The sequence below is a fragment of the Sediminibacillus dalangtanensis genome (assembly GCF_017792025.1).
Lineage (GTDB): Bacteria > Bacillota > Bacilli > Bacillales > Amphibacillaceae > Sediminibacillus > Sediminibacillus dalangtanensis.
In genome coordinates, this window is record NZ_CP046956.1 from 1865035 (window position 1) to 1891338 (window position 26304).

Below are 26304 nucleotides of genomic sequence, written 5' to 3' on the forward strand. Positions count from 1 at the left end.
TTCCGGACAGATACATAAAAAGGAACGACAGTTTTTTCAAGGAAGGAGCTTCTGTAAATGAATGAACAGCAGCGGAAAGAAATGAACCAAATAAAACAGGAGAATCCAGCGGACATAAAATCCGACCAGGAGAAGAACCTATCTCGTTTAAAAAATATGGACAGCGATGAACTCATCGGAAAATATTTTCAAACAACCTACGAACCGCCAAATTTAAAAAAGGCCAAAAAACGCCGTAGAGAAGATGTGCAGATTCATTATGACTATGAGGTACCAGAAGATATGCAAAACATCGGCAAAGATAAAAAGTTCTTGATCCGCACTTATGGTTGCCAAATGAACGAACATGATACGGAAGTAATGGCGGGTCTGCTGACCGATATGGGATATGAGTCGACAGACGAAGCAACGGAAGCCGATATTATTTTGTTGAACACTTGTGCTATCAGGGAAAATGCCGAGAACAAAGTGTTTGGTGAAATTGGACATTTGAAAACACTGAAAACGGAAAATCCAGATGTAATTTTAGGTGTGTGCGGTTGTATGTCTCAAGAAGAATCGGTCGTAAACCGGATATTGAAAAAACATCCGTTCATCGATATGATTTTCGGTACGCATAATATTCATCGTCTTCCACAATTGTTGAAAGAAGCTATGTTCGGCAAGGAAATGGTTGTCGAGGTATGGTCAAAAGAGGGAGATATCATTGAAAACCTGCCAAAAGTAAGAAAAGGGAAAATAAAAGGCTGGGTTAATATCATGTACGGATGTGATAAGTTCTGTACCTATTGTATTGTTCCCTACACACGCGGCAAGGAAAGAAGCCGGCGGCCTGAGGATATCATCCAGGAGGTAAGGCAGCTTGCTGCTCAAGGCTACAAGGAAATAACCTTGCTAGGGCAAAATGTTAATGCTTATGGGAAAGATCTTACAGATATGGATTATGGTCTGGGAGACTTGATGGATGAAATCCGGAAAATTGATATCCCGCGTGTTCGTTTCACTACATCACATCCTAGGGATTTTGACGACCGCTTGATCGAAGTTTTGGCCAAAGGCGGCAATCTACTGGACCATATTCATCTGCCTGTTCAATCCGGAAGTTCGGAAGTGCTTCGCGTTATGGCGCGGCGATATACCAGGGAAAGGTACCTTGAGCTGGTCGATAAAATCAGAACTGCAATGCCGAATGCCACTCTTACGACGGATATCATCGTCGGCTTTCCAAATGAGACAGACGAACAATTTGAAGAGACACTGAGCCTTGTGGAAGAAGTAGGTTTTGAGAGTGCCTACACATTCATTTATTCACCAAGGGAAGGTACTCCGGCAGCACGCTGGGAAGATAATGTTCCAATGGAAGTGAAAAAGGAACGTCTGCAGCGATTGAACAAATTGATTAATAAGCAATCAGCAGAAGCAATGAAGAAGTACCAAGGCCAGGTCGTCGATGTTCTTGTAGAAGGAGAAAGTAAGAAGAACCCGGACGTACTGGCAGGTTATACCGAGCGGAACAAATTGGTCAATTTTAAAGCACCTAGGTCTGCAATCGGTAAGATTGTTAAGGTTAAAATAACAAATGCGAAAACCTGGTCTCTTGACGGAGAAATGGTTGAAGAAACTGCAGAGGTGAAATGATTTGGCTCCATATACAAAAAAGCAAGTACTGGACGAAGCGAATAAGTTGGCCCAAATGATGGCTAATACCGAAGAAATCGAGCGTTTTAAGCAATTAGAAGCTAAGTTGAACGAGAACCAGAAGGTACAGATTTTAATTAAGAAATTAAAAGCAATGCAAAAACAAGTCGTGAATCTACAAGCTTATGGGAAAGAAGAAGCCCAGAAGAAAGCGGAAGCAGAACTGGATCGTATCGAAAAAGAAATCGATGAAATCCCATTAGTACAAGAATTTAAAGATTCCCAGTTAGTGATCAATGACATTTTGCAGCTTGTTTCCAATACCATTGCCAGAGAGGTTACCAATGAAGTAATTCGCTCTACAGGCGGTGATTTACTGGCAGGGGAAACTGGCTCCAAACTGGGTAATGGCTCTTCCTGTAGTCATTGACCTTTGGAGAGGACTGTTCCGTGAGACGGAATGGTCCTCTTTCGTTGTATAGGAAATTATAAATTTAACTGTCTGTGGATAATTATTGGCTGAAACCGCCGCGTCCAGCTCCAGCGCCTCCCCCCTCGAGGTTAAGCCCACCCTCTGTGTGGCAAAAAGCGCCACGCCGAGGCTGTTCTTAAGCTTGTCGGAGGCCCCAACGATGTGGGTCATGCAGGCGTTGCCACAGGACGTGGCGGCTTTAGCCTGTACTTCTTTAAACAGGCGCTTGCGCTTTTGTTCATTTTGAGTTGCTTTGTTTTTACGGAAGCCCGAACGAGCCAAGTACAACTGGCGTATATTTTCATATAAAACCGTTTTACTTATTGGAATCTTCCTCTTTTGGTTTATGTACATTTTGCTGGGCATCTGCATAGGATGTTGTAGAGCCTATCATGTCAATTACCGCGGATCAATTGGAAAAAAGGATGCACTATAGGTGATTGCCATGCATAAACTGACTATGAAAAAAGAGGAGGTTTTAGTTCTTATGTCATTTCTGGATCAGGAGTATCGGGAAATCATAACAAAAGCCGTTATCGGAAAAGGCCGGAAATTCATCCAGGATACCAACACGATCACCCCTTCACATAGACCCTCCAGTATTCTTGGCTGCTGGGTGATAAATCATTTATATAACGCCCGGAAAAAAGGTGAAGACACGGTAGAAATCAATGGTAGTTATGATGTGAATATCTGGTATTCTTATAACGATAACACCAAAACAGAGGTAGTTACCGAACGGGTCACGTATTGTGATTTAGTAAAGCTTTCTGTAAAAGATGATCAAACCCTGAATGATGATTATGAAGTGTTTGCTAAAGTGATTCAGCAGCCAAATTGTCTAGAATGCAAGATTGCCAGCCACGATCATAAAATCCTTGTCGAAGTTGAGCGGGAATTTTTAGTGGAAGTTATCGGAGAAACAAAAGTGTGCGTGAAAGTGGATCCACATGGATACGTCGCGGATGACGACGACTGGGACTTTGAATTGTCGGATGAAGAGTTCAAGGACATTAATCCTGACTTTTTAGCGACTGAAGAGGAAGAATAAGTGGAAAACGAGGGAGAAATCTCTCGTTTTTTTGTTTATAGGAAATGATAAATTTAACTGTCTGTGGATAACTATTGGCTGAACCAGCCACGTCCAGCTCCAGCGCCTACCCCCTCGAGGTCTTAAGCCCATCCTTTGTGTGGCAAAAAGCGCCACGCCGAGGCTGTTCTTAAGCTTGTCGGTGGCCCAAACGATGTGGGTCATGCAGGCGTTGCCACAGGACGTGGCGGCTCTAGTCTATACTCCTTTAAACAGACGCTTGCGCTTTTGGCCTTGTTTTCAACTGCCTTCTTTTATTATGATCATTCTGTTATTTCTTCAACTGCGTACTCTTAAGTCCTACAACTGTATTATGATATAATGTAAGATAGATTTTTTAGTTGTGGGGGAAAAAACATGTCGACATATACACCGATGATACAGCAGTATTTGAAAATAAAAGCGCAGCACAAAGATTGTTTTCTGTTTTTCCGTTTGGGAGATTTCTATGAAATGTTTTTTGAAGACGCTCTTGCTGCTTCCAGGGAGCTGGAAATCACGTTAACAAGCAGGGATGGTGGCGCCGATGAAAGAATTCCGATGTGCGGCGTTCCCTACCATTCCGCTGAGAACTACATAAAGAACCTCGTAGAAAAAGGTTACAAGGTTGCCATATGTGAGCAGGTAGAAGATCCCAAAACGGCTAAGGGTGTGGTGAAAAGGGATGTCGTGCAGCTGATTACTCCCGGGACGGTTATGGAAGGAACCATGCTGGAAGAAAAAGAAAATAATTTTCTTGCCAGTGTCAGTGAATTTTCCGGCAATACATATGTGATTACGTATAACGATTTGTCCACGGGAGAAACAAGTGTCGCGCGCGTTTCCTCAGGATGGGACGCTGTACTGAGTGAATTGTTCAACCAGCCTGTAAAAGAAATCGTCGTTTCTCCTGATCTCCCGGAAAACTATCAAACGGATTTACGTGAAAGATTGCAAGTAACGGTATCCTATCAACAAGAATACAGTATCAAAGAAGGTTTTCATGATCTGACAGAACAGTTGACAGAGGATAAGCAGTTATTAGAGGGATTCGGGAGGATGCTGAATTACCTGCAGAATACGCAAAAACGATCACTTGACCATCTGCAGCCAGCAAGAATTATTCAATTACAGGAATATATGTCGTTGGATATGTTTTCAAAACGTAACTTGGAACTGACACAGACTATACTGCGCAAAGGGAAGCAGGGTAGTCTGCTTTGGGTTCTTGATAAGACGGTCACAGCCATGGGAGCACGTATGCTTAAAAAATGGCTTGAACGGCCTTTGCTGAATAAACAAGTGATCAACCAACGTTTTGCTGTTGTCCAGGCATTTTTAGAGCAGTTCTTCGAGCGGGAATCAATCCGGGAGGCACTAAAAACCGTGTATGATTTAGAACGCCTGGCTGGAAGAGTTTCCTATGGAAATGTCAATGCCAGGGATTTGATCCAGGTAAAACAATCTCTTCAAAATATCCCTGCAATCAAACAGCTTTTGTCCCAATTCGAAAATGAGAGTGTCCGTTCGCTGGCGGAGGGAATTGACGAGCTTCGCGGGCTGGCTGAATTGTTGGAGGAAAGCATAAAAGAAGACGCACCATTAACTATTAAAGAAGGCGGAATTATCAAGGATGGGTTCGATCCTACTTTAGATGAGTACCGCGACGCTTCCAAGAACGGTAAAAAGTGGATAACAGAATTGGAGCAGCGGGAAAAGCAGGCGACAAATATCAAATCGTTAAAAATTGGGTATAATCGTGTGTTTGGTTACTATATTGAAGTCACCCGTGCTAATTTGCACTTGCTTCCTGAAGGAAAATATGAGCGGAAGCAGACGCTGACAAATGCGGAACGATTTATCACACCAGAATTGAAGGAAAAAGAGTCTCTTATTCTTGAGGCAGAGGAGAAAAGTGTTGATTTGGAATACCAGTTATTTGTAGAATTGCGGGAAAAAGTGAAACAATACATTCCTGCTCTGCAGGCTTTAGCTGAAAAGGTCAGCACACTCGATGTCCTGCAAAGCTTTGCAGCAGTTAGTGAAGAGAATAACTATGTAAGACCAACTTTTAATGGATCAAGAAAAATCTCCATAAAACAGGGGAGACATCCGGTGGTCGAACAAGTAATGAAAGGCGAATCCTTTGTGCCAAATGATGTGTATATGGATGAGTCTTCGGAAATATTGCTGATCACCGGTCCGAATATGTCAGGGAAAAGTACGTATATGCGTCAACTTGCTCTTACGGCAATCATGGCGCAAATCGGCTGCTTTGTGCCATGTGAGGAAGCGTCTTTACCTGTTTTTGACCAGATTTTCACCAGGATCGGTGCGGCTGATGACCTTGTTTCGGGTCAGAGTACGTTTATGGTAGAAATGCTGGAAGCAAAACACGCCATTACCCAGGCATCTGAAAACAGTTTAATTTTAATGGATGAAATCGGCAGAGGGACAAGCACCTATGATGGAATGGCGTTGGCTCAGGCGATTATCGAGTATGTCCATGACCATGTGAAGGCAAAGACGTTGTTTTCAACCCATTACCATGAGTTGACCAGTTTGGAAAATACACTGGATGCCGTCCAAAATATTCATGTCCGTGCAGAAGAATACCAAGGAAATGTTGTATTCTTGCATCAAATTCAGCCTGGAGCGGCAGACGAGAGCTATGGGATTCATGTAGCAAAGCTGGCCGAATTGCCCGATCAATTAATTTCCAGAGCTTCGGATATTTTAAAGCAGTTTGAAACAGAGCAAAATCATTCCGGCACCCCTGAAAAAACCAAACCAGCCCGTCAGGTGGAAAAGGAACCTGAACAGCAGATGTCCTTTTTTGTACCGGAGGAAGAGCGCCCTTCCAATGTTCAGACACGTTCCAAGCGGGAACAAACACTAGCGAAAGAGTTAGTGGACCTGGATATCATGGAATTGACTCCATTGGAAGCGATGAATATCCTTTATCAACTACAGAAGAAAGCGAAAAAGTAACTGGTGAGGAGGAATAGCATGCGTATAAAGCAAATGCCGGACGCACTTGCGAACAAAATAGCGGCGGGTGAAGTTGTCGAACGTCCGGCTTCCGTTGTAAAGGAGCTGGTCGAAAACAGCATCGATGCGAACAGCAGCTTTATCAAAATCGAAGTGTCTGAAGCTGGACTAGAGAGAATAAAGATAACGGATAACGGGGACGGAATGAGTGAACCGGACTGTGAACGGTCTGTGCTCCGCCACGCTACCAGTAAAATAAGTGAGGAAAATGATCTTTTTCATGTTCGGACACTTGGTTTCCGAGGGGAAGCACTTGCCAGTATCGCGGCCGTTAGCAGGTTGACCGTTAAATCCTCGACCGGAGATGAAGCAGGTACCCTGCTGGAACTTGAAGGAGGAAAACTGGTCAGAAAATCAAAAAGTGATGCCAGGCAGGGTACAGAGATCGTTGTGGAAAATTTGTTTTTTAATACACCTGCCCGTCTAAAATACATGAAGACGATTCATACAGAACTGGGACACATTACCGATGTAATGAACCGGATGGCTTTATCTCATCCAACTATCCGCTTTGAAGTTTATCATAATGAAAAGCAGCTGTTTCGATCGCCCGGGAGGGGAGATTTACTGCAAATCATTGCTCAAGTATACGGAATGAATGTTGCAAAAAAAATGGTCCCGGTTGAGCACTCTACGCTTGATTTTTCCATTAAAGGTTATGTGGCCAAACCGGAAGTGACAAGGGCATCGAGAAATTATATATCCACTATCGTCAATGGCCGGTTTATCAGGAGTATCGCCTTGAACAAGGCAATTGCCAAAGGGTACCATACGCTGTTGCCGATTGGAAGACACCCGTTAGTTGTGTTGAACATCCAAATGGATCCCATATTGGTCGATGTAAATGTGCATCCGGCTAAACTGGAGGTGCGTTTCAGCAAGGAGAAAGAATTGTTTGAAGCAATTGAATCTACCATAAGGGAAGCTTTCCGGAAAGAGACGCTCATCCCTGAGGCAAGTCAACCCAAGCCTAATCGCCAGCCAAGTGTACAAAACAGTTTTGAATTCCATGAACCTGCTCCCTATCCGACGGCAAAGGAAAACACCCAAATGTATGATGGGCAGGAACATGTCGGGATGATTGACGATCGGCTGGCTAAAACAGCGGAAGAAGCATCGGAACTATCAATGGATGAGCGACTGAAGGAAACCTTCCCGGAGGTGGAACAGTATCCTCATCAAGAGGATAGTCGGGATTGGACTGCAGAACCAGTACAGGCCATTGAAGAAGAGCAGGAAACGAAAACCGACCGAATACCAGCTATGTACCCTATCGGACAGCATCATGGCACCTATATTCTTGCACAAAATGAAAATGGTTTGTATATTATCGACCAGCATGCCGCCCAGGAACGCATAAAATATGAATTTTTTAAAGAGAAAATCGGAGAAGTGCCAAATGAAGTACAGGAGCTCTTAATGCCTTTAACTTTTGACTTTTCAAAACAGGAAGCCTTGCTGATCGAACAATACCAGGAAGAATTTAGGAGGATCGGTTTGTTCTTTGAACCATTTGGTGAACAAAGTTACGCAATACGATCGCATCCTCAATGGTTCCCTAAAGGTTTTGAAGAGGAAGTTATCCAGGAAATTGTTGAGCAAGTAATCGCTGATGAAAAAGTGAATATTAAAAAAATCAGGGAAGAAGCGGCCATTTTAATGTCCTGTAAACGATCCATTAAAGCAAACCATTACTTGAATCATGATGATATGTTCCGGTTGCTAGAAGACTTGAGAAAATCGACCGATCCGTTCACTTGCCCGCACGGACGTCCTATTATTGCCCATTTTTCTCCTTATGATATGGAAAAAATGTTCAAGCGTGTGATGTGATTGTTATAAACAGAATGATTGCCAGCTTGTAGAAAATACAGTTTTCTGCAAGCTTTTAATTGTATAGGAAATGATAAATTTGACTGTCTGTGGATCATTATTGGCTGAAACAGCCACGTCCAGCTCCAGCGCCTCCTCCCTCGAGGTCTTAAGCCCACCCTCTGTGTGGCAAAAAGCGCCACGCCGAGGCTGTTCTTAAGCTTGTCGGAGGCCCAAACGATGTGGGTCATGCAGGCGTTGCTACAGGACGTGGCGGCTCTAGTCTGTACTCCTTTAAACAGGCGCTTGCGCTTTTGTCCTTTGGACTGTTTGAACATAGAGAGAAAATACGACATAGTGTTTTTTTAGCGAGACATTCTCTCCTCTGTTGTTTGGGCGGTAGGGATCTAAAATATAGTTTGCAGTTTAACCGCTTATTCGAGAAGCAACAAACTGCGAAATGAAGTTTTCTGCCGTTTCTTTCTTAACGCTTTTCATGTTTGTTATTAGTGTTGGCGGGGTATTTAGATAACAACAGTTAACGATTATGTATAATTCGCGTACATAATAAAAAAATAACCCTATAGAAAGGTGTGATGGAAAATGGCGGAAAACTTAAATGTGCATGTGAATGAAAATATGCCGGAAAATCAACGATTGATCAATTTTTTAAATCAAGAGCTGTCAAATTTTGCGGTGCTATATGTTAAACTTCATCGATACCACTGGTTTGTCACTGGCAGACACTTTTTTAAATTACACGAGGTGTTCGAGGAACTTTATAACGAGGCAGCAGAAGACTTGGATAACATAGCGGAACGGGTACTTGCTATCGGCGGTAGGCCCTTGGCCACTATGCATAAATACATCAAAGAGGCGACCATCCATGAAGCACAGGCAGACGATACAGAAGATGAAATTGTCACCCAGCTTTCTCGCGATTATCAGACGATCATCGATGAAATCAAAGAGAAAGGCGGTAAGTTGGCGGAAGAAGTGAATGACCAGCCATCGCTTGATCTGTTAAACGAACTACAGGGTCGTTTGGAAAAACATGTGTGGATGTTGACTGCTTTTGAAGGCCATCTAAAATAATAAGTTCACATAAGAATAGTGTTAACCATGCATTCAACTTGTAGAGAAACCTTGTGTTTTTCTGCAAGTTTTTTTAATCCACGATTGCTTCTTTTCCAAGTTCTCCTTAGCATAAGCTTTTATTAAAAAGCCTCCACGATGGACAACTGCTTTCAAAGAGATTTAGTTATGAAACATATAAAATACGACATAACGCTCACGCAGTAACAGCTTCCTCCCATCCTATACAGTGCTAATCCGGCGCTGTGGAAAAAACACTCGCTTTCCGTGGGACTGCGATTACTCGTCCCATCGTAAACACTCGTGCTGCGGGAAGAGAGGTACCCGCAGAGCGCTTGTTCTAGTAAGTTCACCAGGCGCCCGCGCAAAAAGCACAAGGTATTTACGCAGCGTTGGTCTACACTGCTTCTATGGAGGGATAGAAGGACTCAATGAGAAAGTTAGTTCGCAGTGTATAACAGCTTTTCTTTACCAAGCAACCCGTGTACGAGCGTATAACAACCGAAAAAGGAGGCGCTGAATGAAACAGCGCCTCCTTTTTATTACCTTCTTACTGCACGGATGATGAGACTTAGTATTAGCACGAAAATAATCGCACCGATTAATGCGGGGATAAGATAAATGCCACCTAGTTCAGGACCCCATTCCCCGAACAATTCTCCTCCAATCCATGCACCGATAATACCTGCGATAATGTTACCGAAAATACCTGCCGGTAAATCCTTTCCGACTACTAAACCAGCAAGCCAACCGATTAGTCCGCCGACTATTAAATAGATAATAAAACCCATATTGTGTTGCCTCCTTTTAGTATTTCGCTATTTTTGCTGTTAAGTTGAAAACTACAGTATAGGATACTGCGTTTATAAAACATGTACCCTGACAAAGTAAAAACCAAACGCTTGCTTAGATTGATTGTCAGACGAGAAGATTGCGAAAAATCAAAGTTGATGTATAATGGTTTATCAAAAGGATAGTATAACCAAAACGTTAATTTATAATCTTAGGAGTATTAGCATGAAACCAGTTGTAGTTGCGGTTGTTGGTCCGACAGCTGTCGGAAAGACCAGTTTGAGCGTAGAAATAGGCAGGAACTTTTCCGGAGAAGTAATCAGCGGCGACTCGATGCAAATTTATCGAGGAATGGATATAGGGACGGCAAAAATAACAAAAGAAGAAACAAAAGGCGTGCCACATCACATGATTGATATAAAGCAGCCCGGCGAGACGTTCTCTGTTGCAGAATTCCAACAAAAAGTAGCGGATTATGTGAGGGAGATCACGGAAAGAAATCATTTACCAATTATCGCCGGAGGAACTGGCTTATACATACAAGCTGCTTTAAACGGTTATATTTTCGCTGACGAGAAGAGAGATGATACCTTTCATGCAAAACTTGAAAAGGATATCAATCAGTATGGAATCGATTCATTCTATGCCAAGCTGCAACGAGTAGATCCGGAACAAGCTGAAAAGATCCATCCCAATAATAAGCGCAGAGTCATCCGTGCCTTGGAAGTATATGAAAAGACAGGCAAAACGATGAGTGAATATCAAGCGGGGCAAAAGGGAGACTCTCCTTATCGTCCTATTATCATTGGTTTGGAAATGGAAAGGGATTTACTTTATCAACGGATCAACGAGCGGGTTGACGTAATGATTGAAACAGGGCTTGTGGAAGAAGTAAAGAATCTATATAATCGAGGTTTTGCAAACAGTCAGTCCATGAAAGCAATTGGATATAAAGAAATAATTCCTTATCTTAAAGGGGAAATGACCCTGGATGAAGCTGTCGATTTGTTAAAGCGAAATTCTCGAAGGTTTGCCAAGCGACAGTTGACATGGTTTAAGAATAAGATGGATATTCATTGGTACACGATAAAAACTGGACAAAAGGAGGAACAATTTGAAATAATTTTATCGGAATTAGCAGGAATGCTAAAGAAAAAATAGAAATTACATAGTACAGATAAAAAGAGGAGGAAAAACTATGTCTCAATCGGTAAATATTCAAGACCAATATTTAAACCAACTCCGGAAAGAACGGATTCAAGTCACCGTTTTTTTATTAAATGGTTTTCAGTTGAGAGGGACCGTGAAAGCTTTTGATAACTTTACCGTTCTATTTGATACGGACGGTAAGCAGCAATTAATTTTCAAACATGCTATTTCGACGTTTGCGCCAGTTAAGAACGTTGCTTTGGAAAAGGAATAATACCAAAGAGGTTCCGTATCGGCTGTAAGGATATAGGTAACAAAAAAGGCGTTCATCGAGCGCCTTTTTTTAATTTTAATCGCGTCCGGTTCCAGGACGATGTTGTTTGCCGCCGGACTATGGGCGAATGTCACACTCGCTGCCCTTTCCACGTATAATATCGTGAATAAGGGGTGGTAATGTGGAATCTCAAGTATCTTTAAAACGAAATGGCCAAATAAATATTATTTTAAACGAAAGAGAAAAACTCTCTACCTCCAGAGAAACAAGGGAAGAAAATAGCTATGACCCATTTGTTGACATCGACCATCAATTTTCATCCTTTATTGGTTTAGCCAACCTGAAGGATACCATGAAAGAAATTTACGCATCGATCACCATTAACCAAAAAAGGGAAAAAGCTGGGTTAAAAGCGGAAAAACAGGTACTGCACATGCTTTTCAAGGGGAACCCGGGAACCGGAAAGACCACCGTGGCAAGGCAGCTTGCCAGAACGTTGTTTGAAATGAATATTTTGTCTAGAGGACATTTTATCGAAGCGGAGAGAGCTGATCTAGTAGGAGAATATATTGGCCATACCGCACAGAAAACAAGAGATTTAATCGAGAAGGCAAAAGGCGGCATTTTGTTTATTGATGAAGCCTATTCACTGGGGCGCGGCGGTGATAAAGATTTCGGAAAAGAAGCGATTGATACACTGGTGAAGCATATGGAAGACAGCCACAATGAATTTATTTTGATTTTGGCTGGTTATCCAAACGAAATGGAATACTTTCTGTCGTTAAATCCAGGGTTGGTTTCTCGATTTCCAATCGTCCTTGAGTTTGAAGATTACTCTGTAGGGCAATTACTCGAAATAGCCAAACAGATGGCCGCTGAAAGGGAATACCACTTTACGAAGGAAGCGGAGTGGAAACTGCAAGATTATTTAATCAAGCAAAAACAGAACAAAAGCCATGATTTCTCAAATGCCCGCTTTGTACGTAATTTATTGGAGAAATCCATTCGAAAGCATGCTGTCCGATTGATGAGAAAGCAAAACCTAACGACCAAAGATCTGACCACCATCACCAAAAGTGATCTTCATTTGGATTAGATGGCAACTAGAACCTTGCTGCGCGAGGTTCTAGTTTTTATTTCGTTATATATCTGATATGATGAAAGCAGAATCAGAGAAAGAGGTTGAACAGATGCAGGAAAAAGTGCTAATCATAGCTGTCCGACAACCAAGACAAGAAGAGGAACGCTTTCAATCTTCACTGAGTGAATTACAGTCTCTTACGGAAACAGCGCAGGGAAATGTCCTGAAAATTATTACACAAAATCGGGAAAGGATACATCCTGCTCTTTACATGGGCGAAGGGAAGGTGCAGGAACTTACTGAAATTGTGGAGGAATGGGAAATAGATTTAGTCATATCCAATGACGAGCTTTCACCAAGCCAGGCCAAAAATCTAGGTGAACGGCTCGGTGTACGAATTATAGATAGAAGTCAATTGATTCTCGATATCTTTGCAAAACGGGCTAATACAAAAGAAGGAAAACTGCAAGTGGAATTGGCGCAGTTGGAATATATGCTTCCTCGTCTTTATGGGCAAGGAAAGTCGCTATCCCGGCTTGCAGGAGGTATCGGTACCCGTGGTCCCGGTGAAACCAAATTAGAGTCTGACCGTAGGCACATTAGACGAAGAATAGACGAAATCAAGGCAAGATTGCAAGCAGTTGTGAACCAACGCGCACAGTATAGAAGCAGAAGAAAAGAAAACAAAGCATTTCAAATAGCGATTGTCGGTTATACGAATGCCGGAAAATCCACTTTTTTTAATCGGATAACCAAAAGTGAATCACTGGAAGAAAATCAACTGTTTGCAACTCTTGATCCGATGACGCGTCAAATTCAGCTTCCTTCCGGGTTTGCTGCCTTAATCACGGACACGGTAGGTTTCATCCAAGATTTACCGACGACATTGATTGCAGCTTTTCGCTCTACGCTGGAAGAAGTAACAGAGGCCGATTTTATCCTCCACATGGTGGATGCTTCCCACCCGGATTTGGAGAATCATTCGAAAACAGTAAACAAACTGTTAGAGGATTTGGGAGCGGAAAAGCTGCCTATGCTAACTGTCTATAATAAAAAAGACATCCTGCAGGAGGATTTTATTCCTTCCGTACATCCATCGATGACGATAAGCGCCCACGATCCAATCGATTTAAAGCGGGTATTGCATGAAGTTGAACAAATACTTATCGAGCAGTGGGAAGCATACCAGACCTTTCTCCCGCCTGATGAAGGTAAGTTACTTCAAACATTGAGGAGAAAGACGATTATGACGGACCGTTATTTTGATGAAGAAAGAGATGGATATCGGGTCAGTGGTTATATTAGCCCTGACCATCCATTAAAATATAGGGTGAAGGAGCAGCACGAGAAAGAATGATTGATTCAACCATCAAAGAAGCAGAACAGGATATACAAAAACAAATACAAGTAACAAACAAGATTTCGGAAACCAATCAAAGAAGTGTGTTGCAGGCTTTTCAGAAACATCGAGTCAGTGACAGCCATTTCCATGCTACAACCGGTTATGGATACGATGATTTTGGAAGGGAAACCCTTGAAGCAGTTTATGCAGAAGTTTTCGGGGGAGAAGACGCATTGGTGCGTCCTCAAATCGTCTCTGGTACACACGCAATTACAACAGCCCTGTTCGGTCTCCTGCGTCCGGGGGATGAGTTGCTTTATATGACCGGCAAACCCTATGATACCTTAGAAGAGGTGATCGGCAGCCGTGGGTCAAATAATGGGAGTCTCAAGGATTTCGGCATCGATTATTGTGCGGTGGACTTGAAGGGAAATGGAGCAATTGATTGGAATAAAGTAAAACAATCAGTGAAGACAAATACAAAAGTTGTAGCTATTCAGCGATCGAAGGGTTATCATGACCGCCCATCTTTTACGATCGACGAAATAAAAGAGATGGTTCAGTTTATTAAACACTTGGACAAGGACTTGCAAGTGTTCGTGGATAACTGCTATGGCGAATTTGTTGAAACGAAAGAACCGCTCCATGTGGGAGCAGATTTGATTGCCGGTTCACTGATTAAGAATCCCGGTGGCGGGATCGTCCGCACGGGAGGATACATTGCCGGTAAAAAACATCTGGTAGAACAGTGTGCCAACCATTTGACAGCACCTGGACTAGGTAAAGAAACCGGTGCGAGCCTCGGAATGTTACAGGAGATGTTCCAAGGACTTTTTTTGGCACCGCATGTAGTTGGAGAAGCGGTGAAGGGCGCCGTTTTCACATCGCGCTTTTTGGAAAAAAAAGGGTTTCAAACAACGCCGGCCTATCAGGCGAAAAGGACGGATTTGATCCAATCAGTTAATTTTGATACAGCAGAACAAATGATCGCTTTTTGCCAGGCTATTCAACAAGCATCTCCTGTCAATTCTTTTGTCACGCCTTATCCTTCCGCGATGCCGGGGTATGAAGATGAAGTGATCATGGCTGCCGGGACTTTCATTCAGGGTGCAAGCCTTGAACTTACAGCTGACGGACCGATTCGTCCGCCATATACTGCTTATGTCCAAGGCGGTCTTACTTATGCACACGTAAAAATCGCGGTAACAGAAGCAGTGAAGACGTTACAAGAAAAAGGGTATTTATTAAAATAATGACATAAAAGAATCAGCCATTGAAGTGGCTGATTCTTTTATATGGCAATATTCAAAAAGAATTTTGTGTTTGGACAAAAGTTGACTATCATTTTCCTATTATAGTGATAGGAGCATTTACTGAAAGCAAAGACAATTAAAAAAGAAGAAAATGAACCCTTAACTCTATTATAAGAAAATTCAAGAAATTAATTATTTTTTGATGTGAAGAAAGTTAACATGCCTTGACAATAATTGTTCCGAAGGTATAATGGAGTTATGGAAAAATAACTGGGAAAGGGGTTTTTACATGAGCGATCTGGACAGACGTTCCATGCCGTTATTTTCCATAGGTATTGTTAAGTCACTGACCGATCTGACAGCAAGACAAATCCGCTATTATGAAGAACATAACTTGGTTCATCCCGCCAGGACAAACGGAAATCAGCGTTTGTTTTCATTCAATGATGTTGACCGTTTACTGGAAATAAAAGAATTGATTGAAAAGGGGATTAACTTGGCAGGCATCAAACAAGTACTTAACATAAAAGATCTCCCAACAACCAAACAGTTGAAGGAAAATGAAAAAGCCCCGGAACTGTCTGAAAAGGAATTGCGGAAAATGCTGCAAAAAGAGCTCTACAGTACCGGACGTATGGGAAAAACATCGTTGCGCCAGGGAGAATTATCACGATTCTTCCATTAAATATATAGGAGGAGAGGAATAAATGGCTGCTAAATTTACGAAAGAAGAGATAATGCAAAAAATCAAGGAGGAAAACGTACGATTCATCCGTTTGCAGTTTACTGACATGCTCGGAACCATCAAGAACGTTGAAATCCCTTTAAGTCAACTAGAAAAAGCATTTGACAATGAAATGATGTTCGATGGCTCTTCTATCGAAGGATTTGTTCGCATTGAGGAATCCGATATGAAACTATATCCAGATCTTGATACATTCGTCGTTTTCCCTTGGACATCTGAAAAAGGAAAAGTTGCACGTTTCATTTGCGATATTTACAATCCAGACGGCACACCTTTCGAAGGGGACCCTCGTTATAACTTGAAGCGCAACCTGAAAAAGATGGAAGAGCTAGGCTTCTCCGCTTTTAATATCGGTACTGAACCAGAATTCTTCCTTTTCAAATTAGATGAAAAAGGCGACCCTTCCCTTGAGTTGAATGACAAGGGAGGCTACTTCGACTTAGCTCCTACTGATTTGGGCGAAAATTGCCGGCGCGATATCGTACTTGAACTGGAAGAGATGGGTTTTGAAATCGAGGCTTCCCATCATGAGGTGGCGCCAGGCCAGCACGAGATCGACTTTAAATATTCTGATGCCTTGAAGCACTGTGATGATATCCAAACGTTTAAATTGGTTGTCAAAACGATAGCTCGTAAACACGGATTGCATGCTACGTTTATGCCAAAACCGCTGTTCGGCGTGAACGGTTCGGGAATGCACTCCAATATGTCTCTATTCAAAGACGGCAAAAACTCTTTTTATGATCCCGAAGGAGAGCTGGAACTTAGCGAAACGGCTTATCAATTTATTGCGGGAATCATTAAGCATGCTACCAACTTCACTGCTGTAACAAACCCGACAATCAACTCATACAAACGTCTCGTTCCTGGGTATGAGGCTCCTTGCTATGTAGCATGGTCGGGTCTGAACCGAAGCCCGCTTATCCGTGTACCTTCTTCAAGGGGGTTAAGCACGCGTGTGGAAGTGAGAAGCGTCGATCCAGCCGCGAACCCTTATTTGGCTATGTCAGTCATGCTTGCAGCGGGTCTTGACGGTGTCAAAAACAAAATGGAAGCTCCAACAGCTGTTGATCGCAATATTTACGTCATGGATAAAGAAGAAAGGGAAGAAAACGGCGTACAAGATTTGCCGGCTACCCTTTACAATGCAGTAGAACTATTGAAAAAAGATGAAATCATCGTAGAAGCGCTTGGAGAGCACCTTTTCGAACATTTCGTCGAAGCAAAAGAAATCGAGTGGGATATGTTTAGAACACAAGTACACCCTTGGGAACGCGAACAGTATCTGCAAACTTATTAATCTATCAATCCCTTGGCGCACAAGCGTCAGGGGTTTTTTTGTCTTTAAAAGAACTTAAAAGTTTTAAGGACAAAAGCGTAAGCGCCTGTTTAAAGGAATACAGGCTAGAGCCGCCACTTCCTGTGGCAACGCCTGCATGACCCACATCGTGTGGGCCTCCGACAAGCTTAAGAACAGCCTCGGCGTGGCGCTTTTTGCCACACAGAGGGTGGGCTTAAGACCTCGAGGGGGTAGGCGTGGAGCTACACGTGGCTGGTTCAGCCAACAATTATCCACAGACAGTTAAATTTATCATTTCCTATACAACAAGAAAAGCCTATGGCATGGCTCCCGTCGTTTTGTCTTTATAAGAAACCAACCTCAGGAAGAATAGAAGTCAAGCAGTTTATAGATCCGCTTCTAGAATGGCTGATAACGTCATAGTTTAATAAGGGGGGTTTTAATTTGGAAAATGTCTTGATGTTTGCTACTGTTTTATTTCCGGTTGTTTCCGCTTTAGTTGAATTGGTAAAAAAAACGTTCGTTCTTCCTAAAAATATTATACCAACCATCAGCTTAGTGATTGGGATGGTGATTGGAGTCATTGCTTATCCATTTAGTGAAATGGATATTGTTTTACGGCTGTGGGCAGGGGGGATCGCTGGTTTGGCAGGTACAGGTTTATTCGAACTTGTCAAAAAAAGAGATGGTCAAACAGATAAAAATAAATAGCCCTCTACACCTGGTAAGAGGGCCACTGTTACTTTTACATTTTCATAGACAAGTATCGGAAAAAGAGTGTGATAAATTCCATAACCAAATAGATAATTTTAGAGAGGCCAGATAATTCGTTGGTTATAGACTCATTCTCTTGCAATTGGATGTCATCTGACTCAGCATTTTCCGCTGTTGTTTTAGTCAGGTCTCCGGATTGAAAGTCGTTTTCTCGTTTCGGCGTTAATTCATCCGTGGGCGGAGGTCCAGCATTATTAATTTTAGCTTTTTCTACGGCATTTGATTCCTCATGGTTAGAAAGTGTAGTGACAATTTTTTCATGATTATTTTGTTGTTTACCACCGCTTGCTTTTTGTCCGGTCAAGGGAGTTGAATTCTCGATCGTCTTGCCAGGATCCCTATCTTCTGTTTCTTTTGCAGGTTGTATTTCTTTCCCTGTATTGCCTGGCTCCGTTTGCTTTTTAGAAGGTAATGATATTTTCGTATTACCTTGTACTTCTTCCGTTCCTTCGGACAACTGTTCTTCTTGCTCCATTTCCTCTTTCTCGGGTGGTTGGGGAAGGTTCTCTAAACTGCTTTCTTCATTGTTTTCAGTTATGGAGGACCCAAGATCAGAATTGGTTTCCGGTTTCGTTTTAACGGTGATTGTTATCCCTGCCGATTCATTTGAAAAGGTGTCAACTGTCGTCAATTTTATTAAGTATGTTTGGTCTGCTTCCAAATTTGAAAACGTAATTTCTGGATTTTCCGAACCATTCACGGATGTAATAAGTTTACTGTCTAAATAGAAGTTCGTCTTTTCAAAGTCAGTATCTTCGGGATTTTCCCACGTTAGAGATAGGGTATTTTGTGTTTTTTCTTTTATAACAACATCAGAAACCTCATGGGGAGCAATTTGGTCAGAACGCCGAAAATCTATCAAACCAGCTCCAAAATAGACATCGTAGCCAGGATCCCCCAAATCAGTTGTATAATCCGCAGCTAGTTTTCTTAATTCTTCGTATGCTAATTCTGGGTATTTTTGTTTTAACAATGCAAGCATACCAGTAACATGTGGAGCTGCTTGTGATGTACCGCTATAGGTAGCGTATGTGTTATTTAAATACGTACTTCTTATATTTACACCTGGTGCGGCTAATTCGACCTCTGGCCCGGTGGAAGAGAAGGAACCTAGTTCGTTATTTTTATTTATGGCAGAAACCGCAATGACTTCTTGATATTTGGAAGGATAAATAACAGAATCGTCTGTCCCTTCATTACCACTGGCCCCAACGATAAGAATTCCTTCCTCGTAAGCTTTTCTCATCATATCCTTTAATATTTCGCTATTGAATGAAGTTCCCAAAGAAAGATTGATTATATCTATATCCTGCTGAATTGCCCAATCAATCGCCTCAACAATATCCGCAAGACTACCTTCTCCATCATGGTTTAATGCCTTAACAGCATATAGGTTTGCGTCCGGAGCTATTCCGGATATACCAGTTTTATTATGCTTTGCCCCTATGATTCCTGCTATGTGGGTACCATGACCATTATCATCGACCCATTCAGGATTCTTATTCATTGTTGAATAGCCACCTTGAATGTTAAGATCTGCATGCTCGGCTATACCAGTATCGATGATGGCTATGTCGACTCCTTTTCCGGTGATCTTTTCCGACCAGGCAAGAGGAGCTCCAATTGTATCCATATTCCACTGATTTTCAACGGATGCCGCTTGATTGATTTCTCGTGCAGTTTCTCCAGATAATTTAACTGGACTATTCTTCTCTATGTATGAAATATCATCGTGATTCCGCAATAATTCTTTTTTGTTAGGGTTTATCAAGACGGATAGGACAGGAAGATTCTCATATTGATTGATAACTTCATAGCTTTCATTCATGATTTCATGTTTGCTTTGCTCACTCTGATAACGGATAAGTACTTCTTCCTTTTCCAGTGCAGCTCCGTCCACTTTTATAAAATCAAGGGAGCTGAGGATAAGTAGCAAAGAAAAGACAAAAAGCCATTTATTCACAGGCAATTACTCCTTTACGAATTAATACAGAATTATATTTTACCAGCATAACAACGATTTGTCCTTAGTATTTTTTTTAGTAGTTCCATAAAGTGCATAAAGGAGCAGTTTTGTTAAAAGGAAAAAACTTTGGACATTTTCATGGAAATTTAATAAAATTATGAAAGGGAGGTGTTATTTATCAAGTATGTAGGTTTTGTGCTGATAGCCGCTTTGGTATTGGCCGTCACAAAGAATTTTCAAGAGATATACGATTTTTCTTCCATATGGTTATTTGTTTTCAATGTTTTATTGTTGGGGTATTTCGCATTCTTGGTAGTATTTCCGCTTCCTGAAAACAAAAAGCGAAACACTGCTAACTAAATTTATGGATAACGTAAACACATATAGATAGAAGATCATTCTAGAAAGAAAAAAACCAAATCTGATGATTTGGTTTTTTCTTTACTTTTTACTGGATATGTCGATATAGACCTATTACTTTTCCTAGGATCGAAACATTATTGAGAATGATTGGTTCCATTGTTGCATTTTCAGGTTGTAAACGAATATGGTCTTTTTCTTTAAAGAAGCGCTTAACGGTGGCCTCTCCTTCTTCAGTCATGGCCACGACAATTTCCCCATTTTGAGCGGTTTGCTGTTGTTTGACAATTACCATGTCCCCATCCAGTATTCCTGCTTCAACCATACTTTCTCCCTCGATAATCAATACAAATATATTATCATCCGGATTAGCTATTGTGCCGGGGAGTGGCACATACTCTTCGATGTTTTCCACTGCTGTTATTGGTATCCCTGCCGTTACCTTCCCGATAACGGGAGCGAAAGTGGCTTCCCCGGCAGGAATTTCGTTTGCCTCTTCCAAACTGAGCACCTCAATGGCGCGAGGTTTGGTAGGATCTCTTCTGATAAACCCCTTTTTTTCCAACCTCGATAAATGGCCGTGCACAGTAGAACTCGATGCAAGTCCGACAGCCTCTCCTATTTCCCTTACAGAAGGCGGATAGCCTTTATCCAAAACCTGTTCTTTAATATATTCTAAAATTGCCTGCTGCCTTTTTGATAGTTTTGTCATTTGTGTAACACCTCGGACATAGTATTTATTGTGAATATTATACCATGCATGGCATGTATATACAAACACTCGTTCGAAAAAAATGTTGACAAGAACCTATGTTCGTATATAATAAAAGTATAAACACGAACATAGGTTCTAATTATTTGGGAGGCGTATAAAATGTTTCAAAAACTTTCGAAACTAGACCTTTTCTATTTAACCTTATTTATTTTGACTTTAGGATTAATGTATTATTCAATGGTCACCATCTAAGTAACTTACAAGCAAAAGCATTATAAGAGGTGTCAGATTGTGGAGACAACAAAACAGCAAAAAGCAGTTATATATTGTAGAGTAAGCACAGCTAAAGATGAACAGGAAACCTCTTTGAAGCGTCAAAGGCAGGAGTTAACTAATATGGCTGTTAATCATAGACTAGAGATTGTATCGGTTATAGAAGAACAAAAGAGCGGATACGAGATTGAGCGGGAAGGCGTCTTCCAGATGCTAGACCTTTTTTCCTCACAGCAAGCCGACTGTCTCCTCATTCAGGATGAGACACGGCTTGGAAGAGGTAATACAAAAATCGCTTTGTTTCATCAGCTAAACAAATTGCAAATCCCCGTGTATTCCCTGACACATCAAGGACAGCTGCAATTGTCGGAATCGGACTCTATGGTACTGCAGATCGTCGGAATTGTAGAAGAATATCAAAGAAAAATCCATAATATGAAAATTAAACGGGGAATGCGAAAAGCCATGGAACGGGGATATGATCCGGGCAAAAACTTAGCGAAGCAGCATGAATCCTCCGGTAGAGATAGAATAGAGTTCCCGATTGATGAGGTGGTTAGACTAAGGGCGAGTAAGCTGACTTTCGAAGAAATAGCTGCGACCTTGAAAGGGCTTGGCTATCCAGTTTCGAAAGCCACCGTCCACCGCAGGTTTCAAGAGTATGTTTCCCTTGATTCCAACTCTGACAAACGATAAGATATGTACAAGACAAGTTCGGTTCTGTCTGAACTTGTTTTTTTGTTTCAAGAATCTGTTTTATGGAAAAACAAGAACTATAAATTAATTTAAAGGAGTATCTTATGCTTTCAAAAGATAAGTTGAATAGAATCAATGTACTTGCTAAAAAGGCAAAAGAAGAAGGGTTGACTGCTAAAGAAAAGCAGGAACAACAATCATTGAGGGAAGAGTACTTGAAAAATGTCCGGAAATCCTTTAAAAACCAATTCAAGAGCATGACAGTGGTTGATCCGGAAGGAAAGGATGTCACTCCCCAAAAAGTAAAAGATTTAAAACAGCGGGAGAAAAACAATCATTGAGAAGGAAGCCTTTTTTGACAAGCATTCCAGCATGAAATTATAATGGACATGTTGAAATGCTTGTTTGTTTTGTTTTTTCATTATAGGATATGAGGTGTACATAATCCGTAAATCAGAAAGGGGTTACAACAATACATGGTAAACCAAACAGAAAAACTATCCATTAATACCATTCGTACACTATCAATCGATGCAATTGAAAATGCGAATTCCGGTCATCCAGGACTGCCTATGGGAGCTGCTCCGATGGCATATACACTTTGGACAGACTTCATGACCCATAATCCGAAGAATTCGCACTGGTTCAATCGTGATAGATTTGTACTATCGGCTGGACATGGGTCAATGCTGTTATACAGCCTTCTCCATCTTTCCGGTTATGGATTGACGATCGATGATTTGAAAGGTTTCCGGCAATGGGGGTCAAAAACTCCAGGCCATCCGGAAGTTCATCATACAGAAGGGGTAGAAGCAACGACTGGACCACTCGGACAAGGACTGGCAATGACGGTCGGAATGGCAATGGCCGAACAACATCTTGCTGCCAAGTACAACAAGGAAGGCTATCCGATTATTGATCATCACTCTTTTGCTCTTGTCAGTGATGGTGATTTAATGGAAGGTATCTCGCATGAAGCAGCATCGTTGGCTGGTCATTTAAAGCTTGGCAAGTTGGTCGCTTTATATGATTCGAATGATATATCGCTGGACGGTGAGTTGTCCCAATCTTTTTCTGAAAACGTAGAAGAAAGGTTCAAAGCATACGGCTGGCAGGTTATTCGGGTGGAAGATGGCAACGATTTATCCGCTATCCGAGATGCAATTAAAAAAGCGAAAGCAAACACAGAACAGCCCACATTGATCGAAGTGAAAACGGTTATCGGTTATGGATCACCCAACAAATCTGCTTCGTCGGCTTCCCACGGTGCTCCCCTTGGTGCTGATGAAATCAAGCTTACCAAACAGGCATATGAATGGGAGCATGAGGAATTTCATGTGCCGGAAGAAGTCTACCAGGATTTCGATAAAAAAATCGTACAACAAGGCAAACAGGCTGAAGATGAATGGAACGCTCTTTTCGACAAGTATAAATCGGAATATCCAGAGCTTGCCAAAGAACTGGCAGAAGCCATTGCCGGCGAACTGCCTGCTAACTGGACAGAGGAGCTTCCAGCTTACGAGACGGGAAAAGATAAGTTAGCTACTCGTGCTTCTTCCGGCGAAGTAATCAATGCTATTGCCAACAAAGTACCTTACTTCTTTGGGGGGAGCGCTGATTTAGCTGGATCGAATAAAACGAATGTAAAAGACGCCGGCGATTTCTCGAGAAATAACTATTCCGGCAGAAATATTTGGTTTGGTGTGCGCGAGTTTGCTATGGCTGCAGCTTTGAATGGAATGGGACTACACGGCGGATTAAAGGTCTATGCTGGTACCTTCTTTGTGTTTAGTGATTACTTGCGTCCGGCAGTAAGGCTGTCCGCGATTATGAATCTTCCGGTAACATATGTCTTCACGCATGATTCCATCGCTGTGGGAGAAGATGGACCGACCCATGAGCCGATCGAACAGTTGGCATCTCTTCGTGCAATGCCGAATTTGTCTGTGATTCGTCCGGCTGATGGAAACGAAACCAGTGCTGCGTGGCGGCTAGCGTTAGAATCCACAAAAACTCCAACAGCGCTTGTTCTTACCAGACAAGGCCTTCCTACTTTGGAGGGCACAAAAGAACAGGCATATGAAGGAGTCAAAAAAGGTGCTTACGTCATTAGTCCTGCTGATAGTGACCAACCGGACGGTTTGCTTCTTGCTTCTGGATCTGAAGTACAGCTGGCCGTCAACGCGCAGAAAGAACTGAAAAACAAGAATATTCATGTCAGTGTGGTCAGCATGCCTTCCTGGGATCGGTTTAAACAGCAGGATAAAGCTTATCAGGAAGAAGTTCTTCCGTCTACTGTGAAAAAACGTCTGGCAATTGAAATGGCTTCTCCTTTCGGATGGGAACGTTATGTAGGAGATGAAGGCAAAATGTTGGGTATAGAAACCTTCGGCGCTTCCGCTAACGGAGATAAGATTTTGGAAGAGTACGGGTTTACCGTAGAAAATGTAGTCAACCAGGCAGAGAGCCTCATCAAAGGTTAAATGTCAATTCCCCCCCAGGCTGTTATCCAGCCGGGGGGGTCTATTATGGCCTCATATTTTTCTTGTGCGACAAAAATCGCGGAATTCTCCACCATCGTTTGACAACCGTTTCGCATTGGATTGTGTATAATTGTTCCTAGCAGGGAGGGACAAGCCAATGCCTAATTACTCCATTTTTTTGGTGAACAGTGAATTCGCGAATCATTACTATTATCGTTCTGAAATTTTATATCGTTTTTTACGCAAGTTTGATGTTTATCCAGTAGATAGTATCAACTATAAACAATCGAGATACGTTACTTCTGAAATTCCTGTACGAGAATTAATGGACTATCTGGCACTTTGCCATTCCGGCGAAAATGCATTTGAAAAGAAGGGGAACGTACTGCGTATTGAAGGTCAATCAGACGTTGCGGAACTACTGATTGCCGGGACTTGCATATATGGAAGTTCCTCTAGCTTTTCCGGAGCGGAAAAGCTGTTGTTTCAATATTTCAGGCGATTTAACAGCCGCTTTTTTATTATTGAATATGATTCTGACAATTATGGATGGATCTCACCGATAGGTAAACGTCATAAGGACTTGAATACAAGGCTATTGTATTCTCTATTATGATTTACTATACTGTATGAGAGACAACTTGAAGGAGGAAGACGTGACATGGGCACGATTTGGGTAGTATTGATTGCCATTATTGCTTTGATTGCCGGTGTTGCTCTGGGGTTTTTCATTGCGAGAAAGTATATGATGAATTACCTTAAGAAGAACCCGCCGATTAATGAACAAATGCTCCGTACATTGATGATGCAAATGGGACAAAAGCCGTCGCAGAAAAAAATCAATCAAATGATGCGGGCGATGAACAACCAGTCAAAATAATGAATGAACCCACTTATTAGTGGTCAATGGTATCTAAAATAGATTCTATTTGATAACTATACATATAAATCCCTTGTCACTTAGCGGCAAGGGATTTATATGTAAGAAAGTGATAATTTCACTTAGTTGTCACAATGGCGGTTCTATCTTCTGCTACACTTAAGAGGACGGATTTATCGGTTATGTTTAGTGGGAACTTCGATGCAATTACAATATAACGGGGTGATTCGCACTCTTAGACACTTACTATGTCAGGACTTTAATTGAATTCATTGGATGCTTAGACATACAGAAGCGAGCACTGTTACAAATAAGTTACAAAAGAATTATGTTAATGAAGGAGGGAGAAAAATGGCAGCAGAATTAAATATATTTATTGCCTTTGGAGCAGGCTTCCTATCGTTTATCTCTCCATGTGTTCTGCCATTATATCCAGCTTTTTTATCTTACATAACTGGAATGAGTGTGAACGAAATAAAGGTTGAAAACGGAATGCTGAATAGCAAAAGTATTTTCCATACATTATTGTTTTTGCTTGGATTTTCGAGTGTTTTTGTTTTACTCGGTTTTTTCACCACCTTTATAGGGGAGTTTTTATTAACTTGGCAGGATGCAATACGGCAGCTTGGAGCAATTCTAATTGTATTTTTTGGATTGGTTATCATAGGAGTATTCAATTTTCAATTTCTGATGAAGGATCATAAAATCGTTTTCCGCAATAGACCTAGCGGATTTATCGGTTCCTTTTTTATCGGAATGGCTTTCTCCATGGGATGGACGCCATGTACGGGACCTATACTTGGTGCCGTTATCTCGTTATCTGCAGATAAGCCGGATCTTGGAATGGTGATGATGAGTGCTTATTCGTTGGGATTCTCTGTTCCGTTTTTGATCCTTTCCTTTTTTGTGGGAAAGATGAAATGGATAAAAAGGAACGGTCCACGATTGGTGAAAATCGGGGGTTATGTCATGATATTTATGGGAATCGCCCTTTTTTTCGACTGGATGACGGCGTTAACTTCCTATCTTGCTGGGTGGTTTAATTTTTACGGGTTTTAACCGATGGAAATCACTGCACATTTAT

General features: G+C 41.8%; 23 protein-coding genes. 20 read left to right on the forward strand and 3 right to left on the reverse strand.

Features of this window, described 5'->3' with window-relative positions:
* Positions 1-57: 57 nt before the first annotated feature.
* The 6 genes from miaB (at position 58) to ERJ70_RS09405 (ending at position 9137) form a co-directional block, all read left to right on the forward strand.
* Positions 58-1638: a tRNA (N6-isopentenyl adenosine(37)-C2)-methylthiotransferase MiaB gene (gene miaB, locus ERJ70_RS09380; RefSeq protein WP_209368829.1), complete on the forward strand. Its 1581-nt coding sequence runs from the start codon at positions 58-60 to the stop codon at positions 1636-1638.
* A 1-nt stretch (position 1639) separates the two neighbouring features.
* Positions 1640-2068: a YlbF/YmcA family competence regulator gene (locus tag ERJ70_RS09385; protein WP_209368831.1), complete on the forward strand. Its 429-nt coding sequence runs from the start codon at positions 1640-1642 to the stop codon at positions 2066-2068.
* Positions 2069-2597: 529 nt separating this feature from the next.
* A complete protein-coding gene (cotE, locus tag ERJ70_RS09390) occupies positions 2598-3161 on the forward strand; it encodes an outer spore coat protein CotE (RefSeq protein WP_209368833.1) in 564 nt (187 codons plus the stop codon).
* A 396-nt stretch (positions 3162-3557) separates the two neighbouring features.
* Complete coding sequence (gene mutS / locus ERJ70_RS09395; protein WP_209368835.1) at positions 3558-6170, forward strand: DNA mismatch repair protein MutS; 2613 nt, start codon at positions 3558-3560, stop codon at positions 6168-6170.
* Between the two features lie 18 nt (positions 6171-6188).
* On the forward strand, positions 6189-8063 hold the full coding sequence (gene mutL, locus ERJ70_RS09400; protein ID WP_209368837.1) for a DNA mismatch repair endonuclease MutL: 1875 nt from the start codon (positions 6189-6191) through the stop codon (positions 8061-8063).
* Between the two features lie 582 nt (positions 8064-8645).
* Entirely contained in the window at positions 8646-9137 is a 492-nt protein-coding gene (locus ERJ70_RS09405) for a Dps family protein (RefSeq protein WP_245208160.1), read from the forward strand.
* A gap of 542 nt (positions 9138-9679) precedes the next feature.
* Here the strand turns inward: ERJ70_RS09405 and ERJ70_RS09410 are convergent.
* The gene (locus ERJ70_RS09410) at positions 9680-9928 is read right to left on the reverse strand and encodes a GlsB/YeaQ/YmgE family stress response membrane protein (protein WP_209368839.1); all 249 of its coding nucleotides are present in this window, start codon (positions 9926-9928) and stop codon (positions 9680-9682) included.
* A gap of 226 nt (positions 9929-10154) precedes the next feature.
* Between ERJ70_RS09410 and miaA the strand changes: the two genes are divergently transcribed.
* From miaA to ERJ70_RS09450, 8 genes are all read left to right on the forward strand, one after another.
* Positions 10155-11090, forward strand: coding sequence for a tRNA (adenosine(37)-N6)-dimethylallyltransferase MiaA (miaA, locus tag ERJ70_RS09415; protein WP_209368841.1), 936 nt, complete (start codon positions 10155-10157; stop codon positions 11088-11090).
* A gap of 37 nt (positions 11091-11127) precedes the next feature.
* On the forward strand, positions 11128-11352 hold the full coding sequence (gene hfq / locus ERJ70_RS09420; RefSeq protein ID WP_074597300.1) for an RNA chaperone Hfq: 225 nt from the start codon (positions 11128-11130) through the stop codon (positions 11350-11352).
* A gap of 181 nt (positions 11353-11533) precedes the next feature.
* Positions 11534-12448 (forward strand): stage V sporulation protein K, encoded by a 915-nt coding sequence (gene spoVK / locus ERJ70_RS09425; RefSeq protein WP_209368843.1) that lies wholly within the window; start codon positions 11534-11536, stop codon positions 12446-12448.
* Positions 12449-12542: 94 nt separating this feature from the next.
* Positions 12543-13790 carry a GTPase HflX gene (gene hflX, locus ERJ70_RS09430; RefSeq protein WP_209368845.1) on the forward strand — a complete coding sequence of 416 codons (1248 nt, stop codon included), beginning with the start codon at positions 12543-12545 and terminating at the stop codon, positions 13788-13790.
* Entirely contained in the window at positions 13787-15028 is a 1242-nt protein-coding gene (locus ERJ70_RS09435) for a methionine gamma-lyase family protein (protein WP_209368847.1), read from the forward strand. The genes hflX and ERJ70_RS09435 overlap by 4 nt, the downstream gene beginning before the upstream one ends.
* Positions 15029-15317: 289 nt before the next feature.
* Positions 15318-15713: a MerR family transcriptional regulator gene (locus tag ERJ70_RS09440; protein ID WP_053219578.1), complete on the forward strand. Its 396-nt coding sequence runs from the start codon at positions 15318-15320 to the stop codon at positions 15711-15713.
* A gap of 22 nt (positions 15714-15735) precedes the next feature.
* Positions 15736-17073, forward strand: coding sequence for a type I glutamate--ammonia ligase (gene glnA / locus ERJ70_RS09445; protein ID WP_209368848.1), 1338 nt, complete (start codon positions 15736-15738; stop codon positions 17071-17073).
* Positions 17074-17517: 444 nt separating this feature from the next.
* Positions 17518-17784, forward strand: a complete 267-nt coding sequence (locus tag ERJ70_RS09450) for a holin (protein WP_209368850.1) — start codon at positions 17518-17520, stop codon at positions 17782-17784.
* A gap of 34 nt (positions 17785-17818) precedes the next feature.
* Here the strand turns inward: ERJ70_RS09450 and ERJ70_RS09455 are convergent, their stop codons facing one another.
* Both ERJ70_RS09455 and lexA read right to left on the reverse strand, forming a co-directional pair.
* Positions 17819-19810 (reverse strand): S8 family serine peptidase, encoded by a 1992-nt coding sequence (locus tag ERJ70_RS09455; RefSeq protein WP_209368851.1) that lies wholly within the window; start codon positions 19808-19810, stop codon positions 17819-17821.
* Between the two features lie 451 nt (positions 19811-20261).
* The gene (gene lexA / locus ERJ70_RS09460; RefSeq protein ID WP_209368852.1) at positions 20262-20885 is read right to left on the reverse strand and encodes a transcriptional repressor LexA; all 624 of its coding nucleotides are present in this window, start codon (positions 20883-20885) and stop codon (positions 20262-20264) included.
* A gap of 294 nt (positions 20886-21179) precedes the next feature.
* On the opposite strand from lexA, the gene ERJ70_RS09465 reads away from it, so the two are divergent.
* The 6 genes from ERJ70_RS09465 (at position 21180) to ERJ70_RS09490 (ending at position 26279) form a co-directional block, all read left to right on the forward strand.
* On the forward strand, positions 21180-21857 hold the full coding sequence (locus tag ERJ70_RS09465; RefSeq protein ID WP_209368853.1) for a YneB family resolvase-like protein: 678 nt from the start codon (positions 21180-21182) through the stop codon (positions 21855-21857).
* Between the two features lie 104 nt (positions 21858-21961).
* A complete protein-coding gene (locus ERJ70_RS09470) occupies positions 21962-22198 on the forward strand; it encodes a DUF896 domain-containing protein (RefSeq protein WP_209368854.1) in 237 nt (78 codons plus the stop codon).
* Between the two features lie 135 nt (positions 22199-22333).
* The gene (gene tkt / locus ERJ70_RS09475; protein WP_209368855.1) at positions 22334-24340 is read left to right on the forward strand and encodes a transketolase; all 2007 of its coding nucleotides are present in this window, start codon (positions 22334-22336) and stop codon (positions 24338-24340) included.
* A 157-nt stretch (positions 24341-24497) separates the two neighbouring features.
* Complete coding sequence (sirA, locus tag ERJ70_RS09480; protein WP_209368856.1) at positions 24498-24956, forward strand: sporulation inhibitor of replication protein SirA; 459 nt, start codon at positions 24498-24500, stop codon at positions 24954-24956.
* 45 nt (positions 24957-25001) lie between these two features.
* Complete coding sequence (locus ERJ70_RS09485) at positions 25002-25220, forward strand: YneF family protein (protein WP_026570271.1); 219 nt, start codon at positions 25002-25004, stop codon at positions 25218-25220.
* Between the two features lie 351 nt (positions 25221-25571).
* Positions 25572-26279, forward strand: a complete 708-nt coding sequence (locus ERJ70_RS09490) for a cytochrome c biogenesis CcdA family protein (RefSeq protein WP_209368857.1) — start codon at positions 25572-25574, stop codon at positions 26277-26279.
* Positions 26280-26304: the final 25 nt, after the last annotated feature.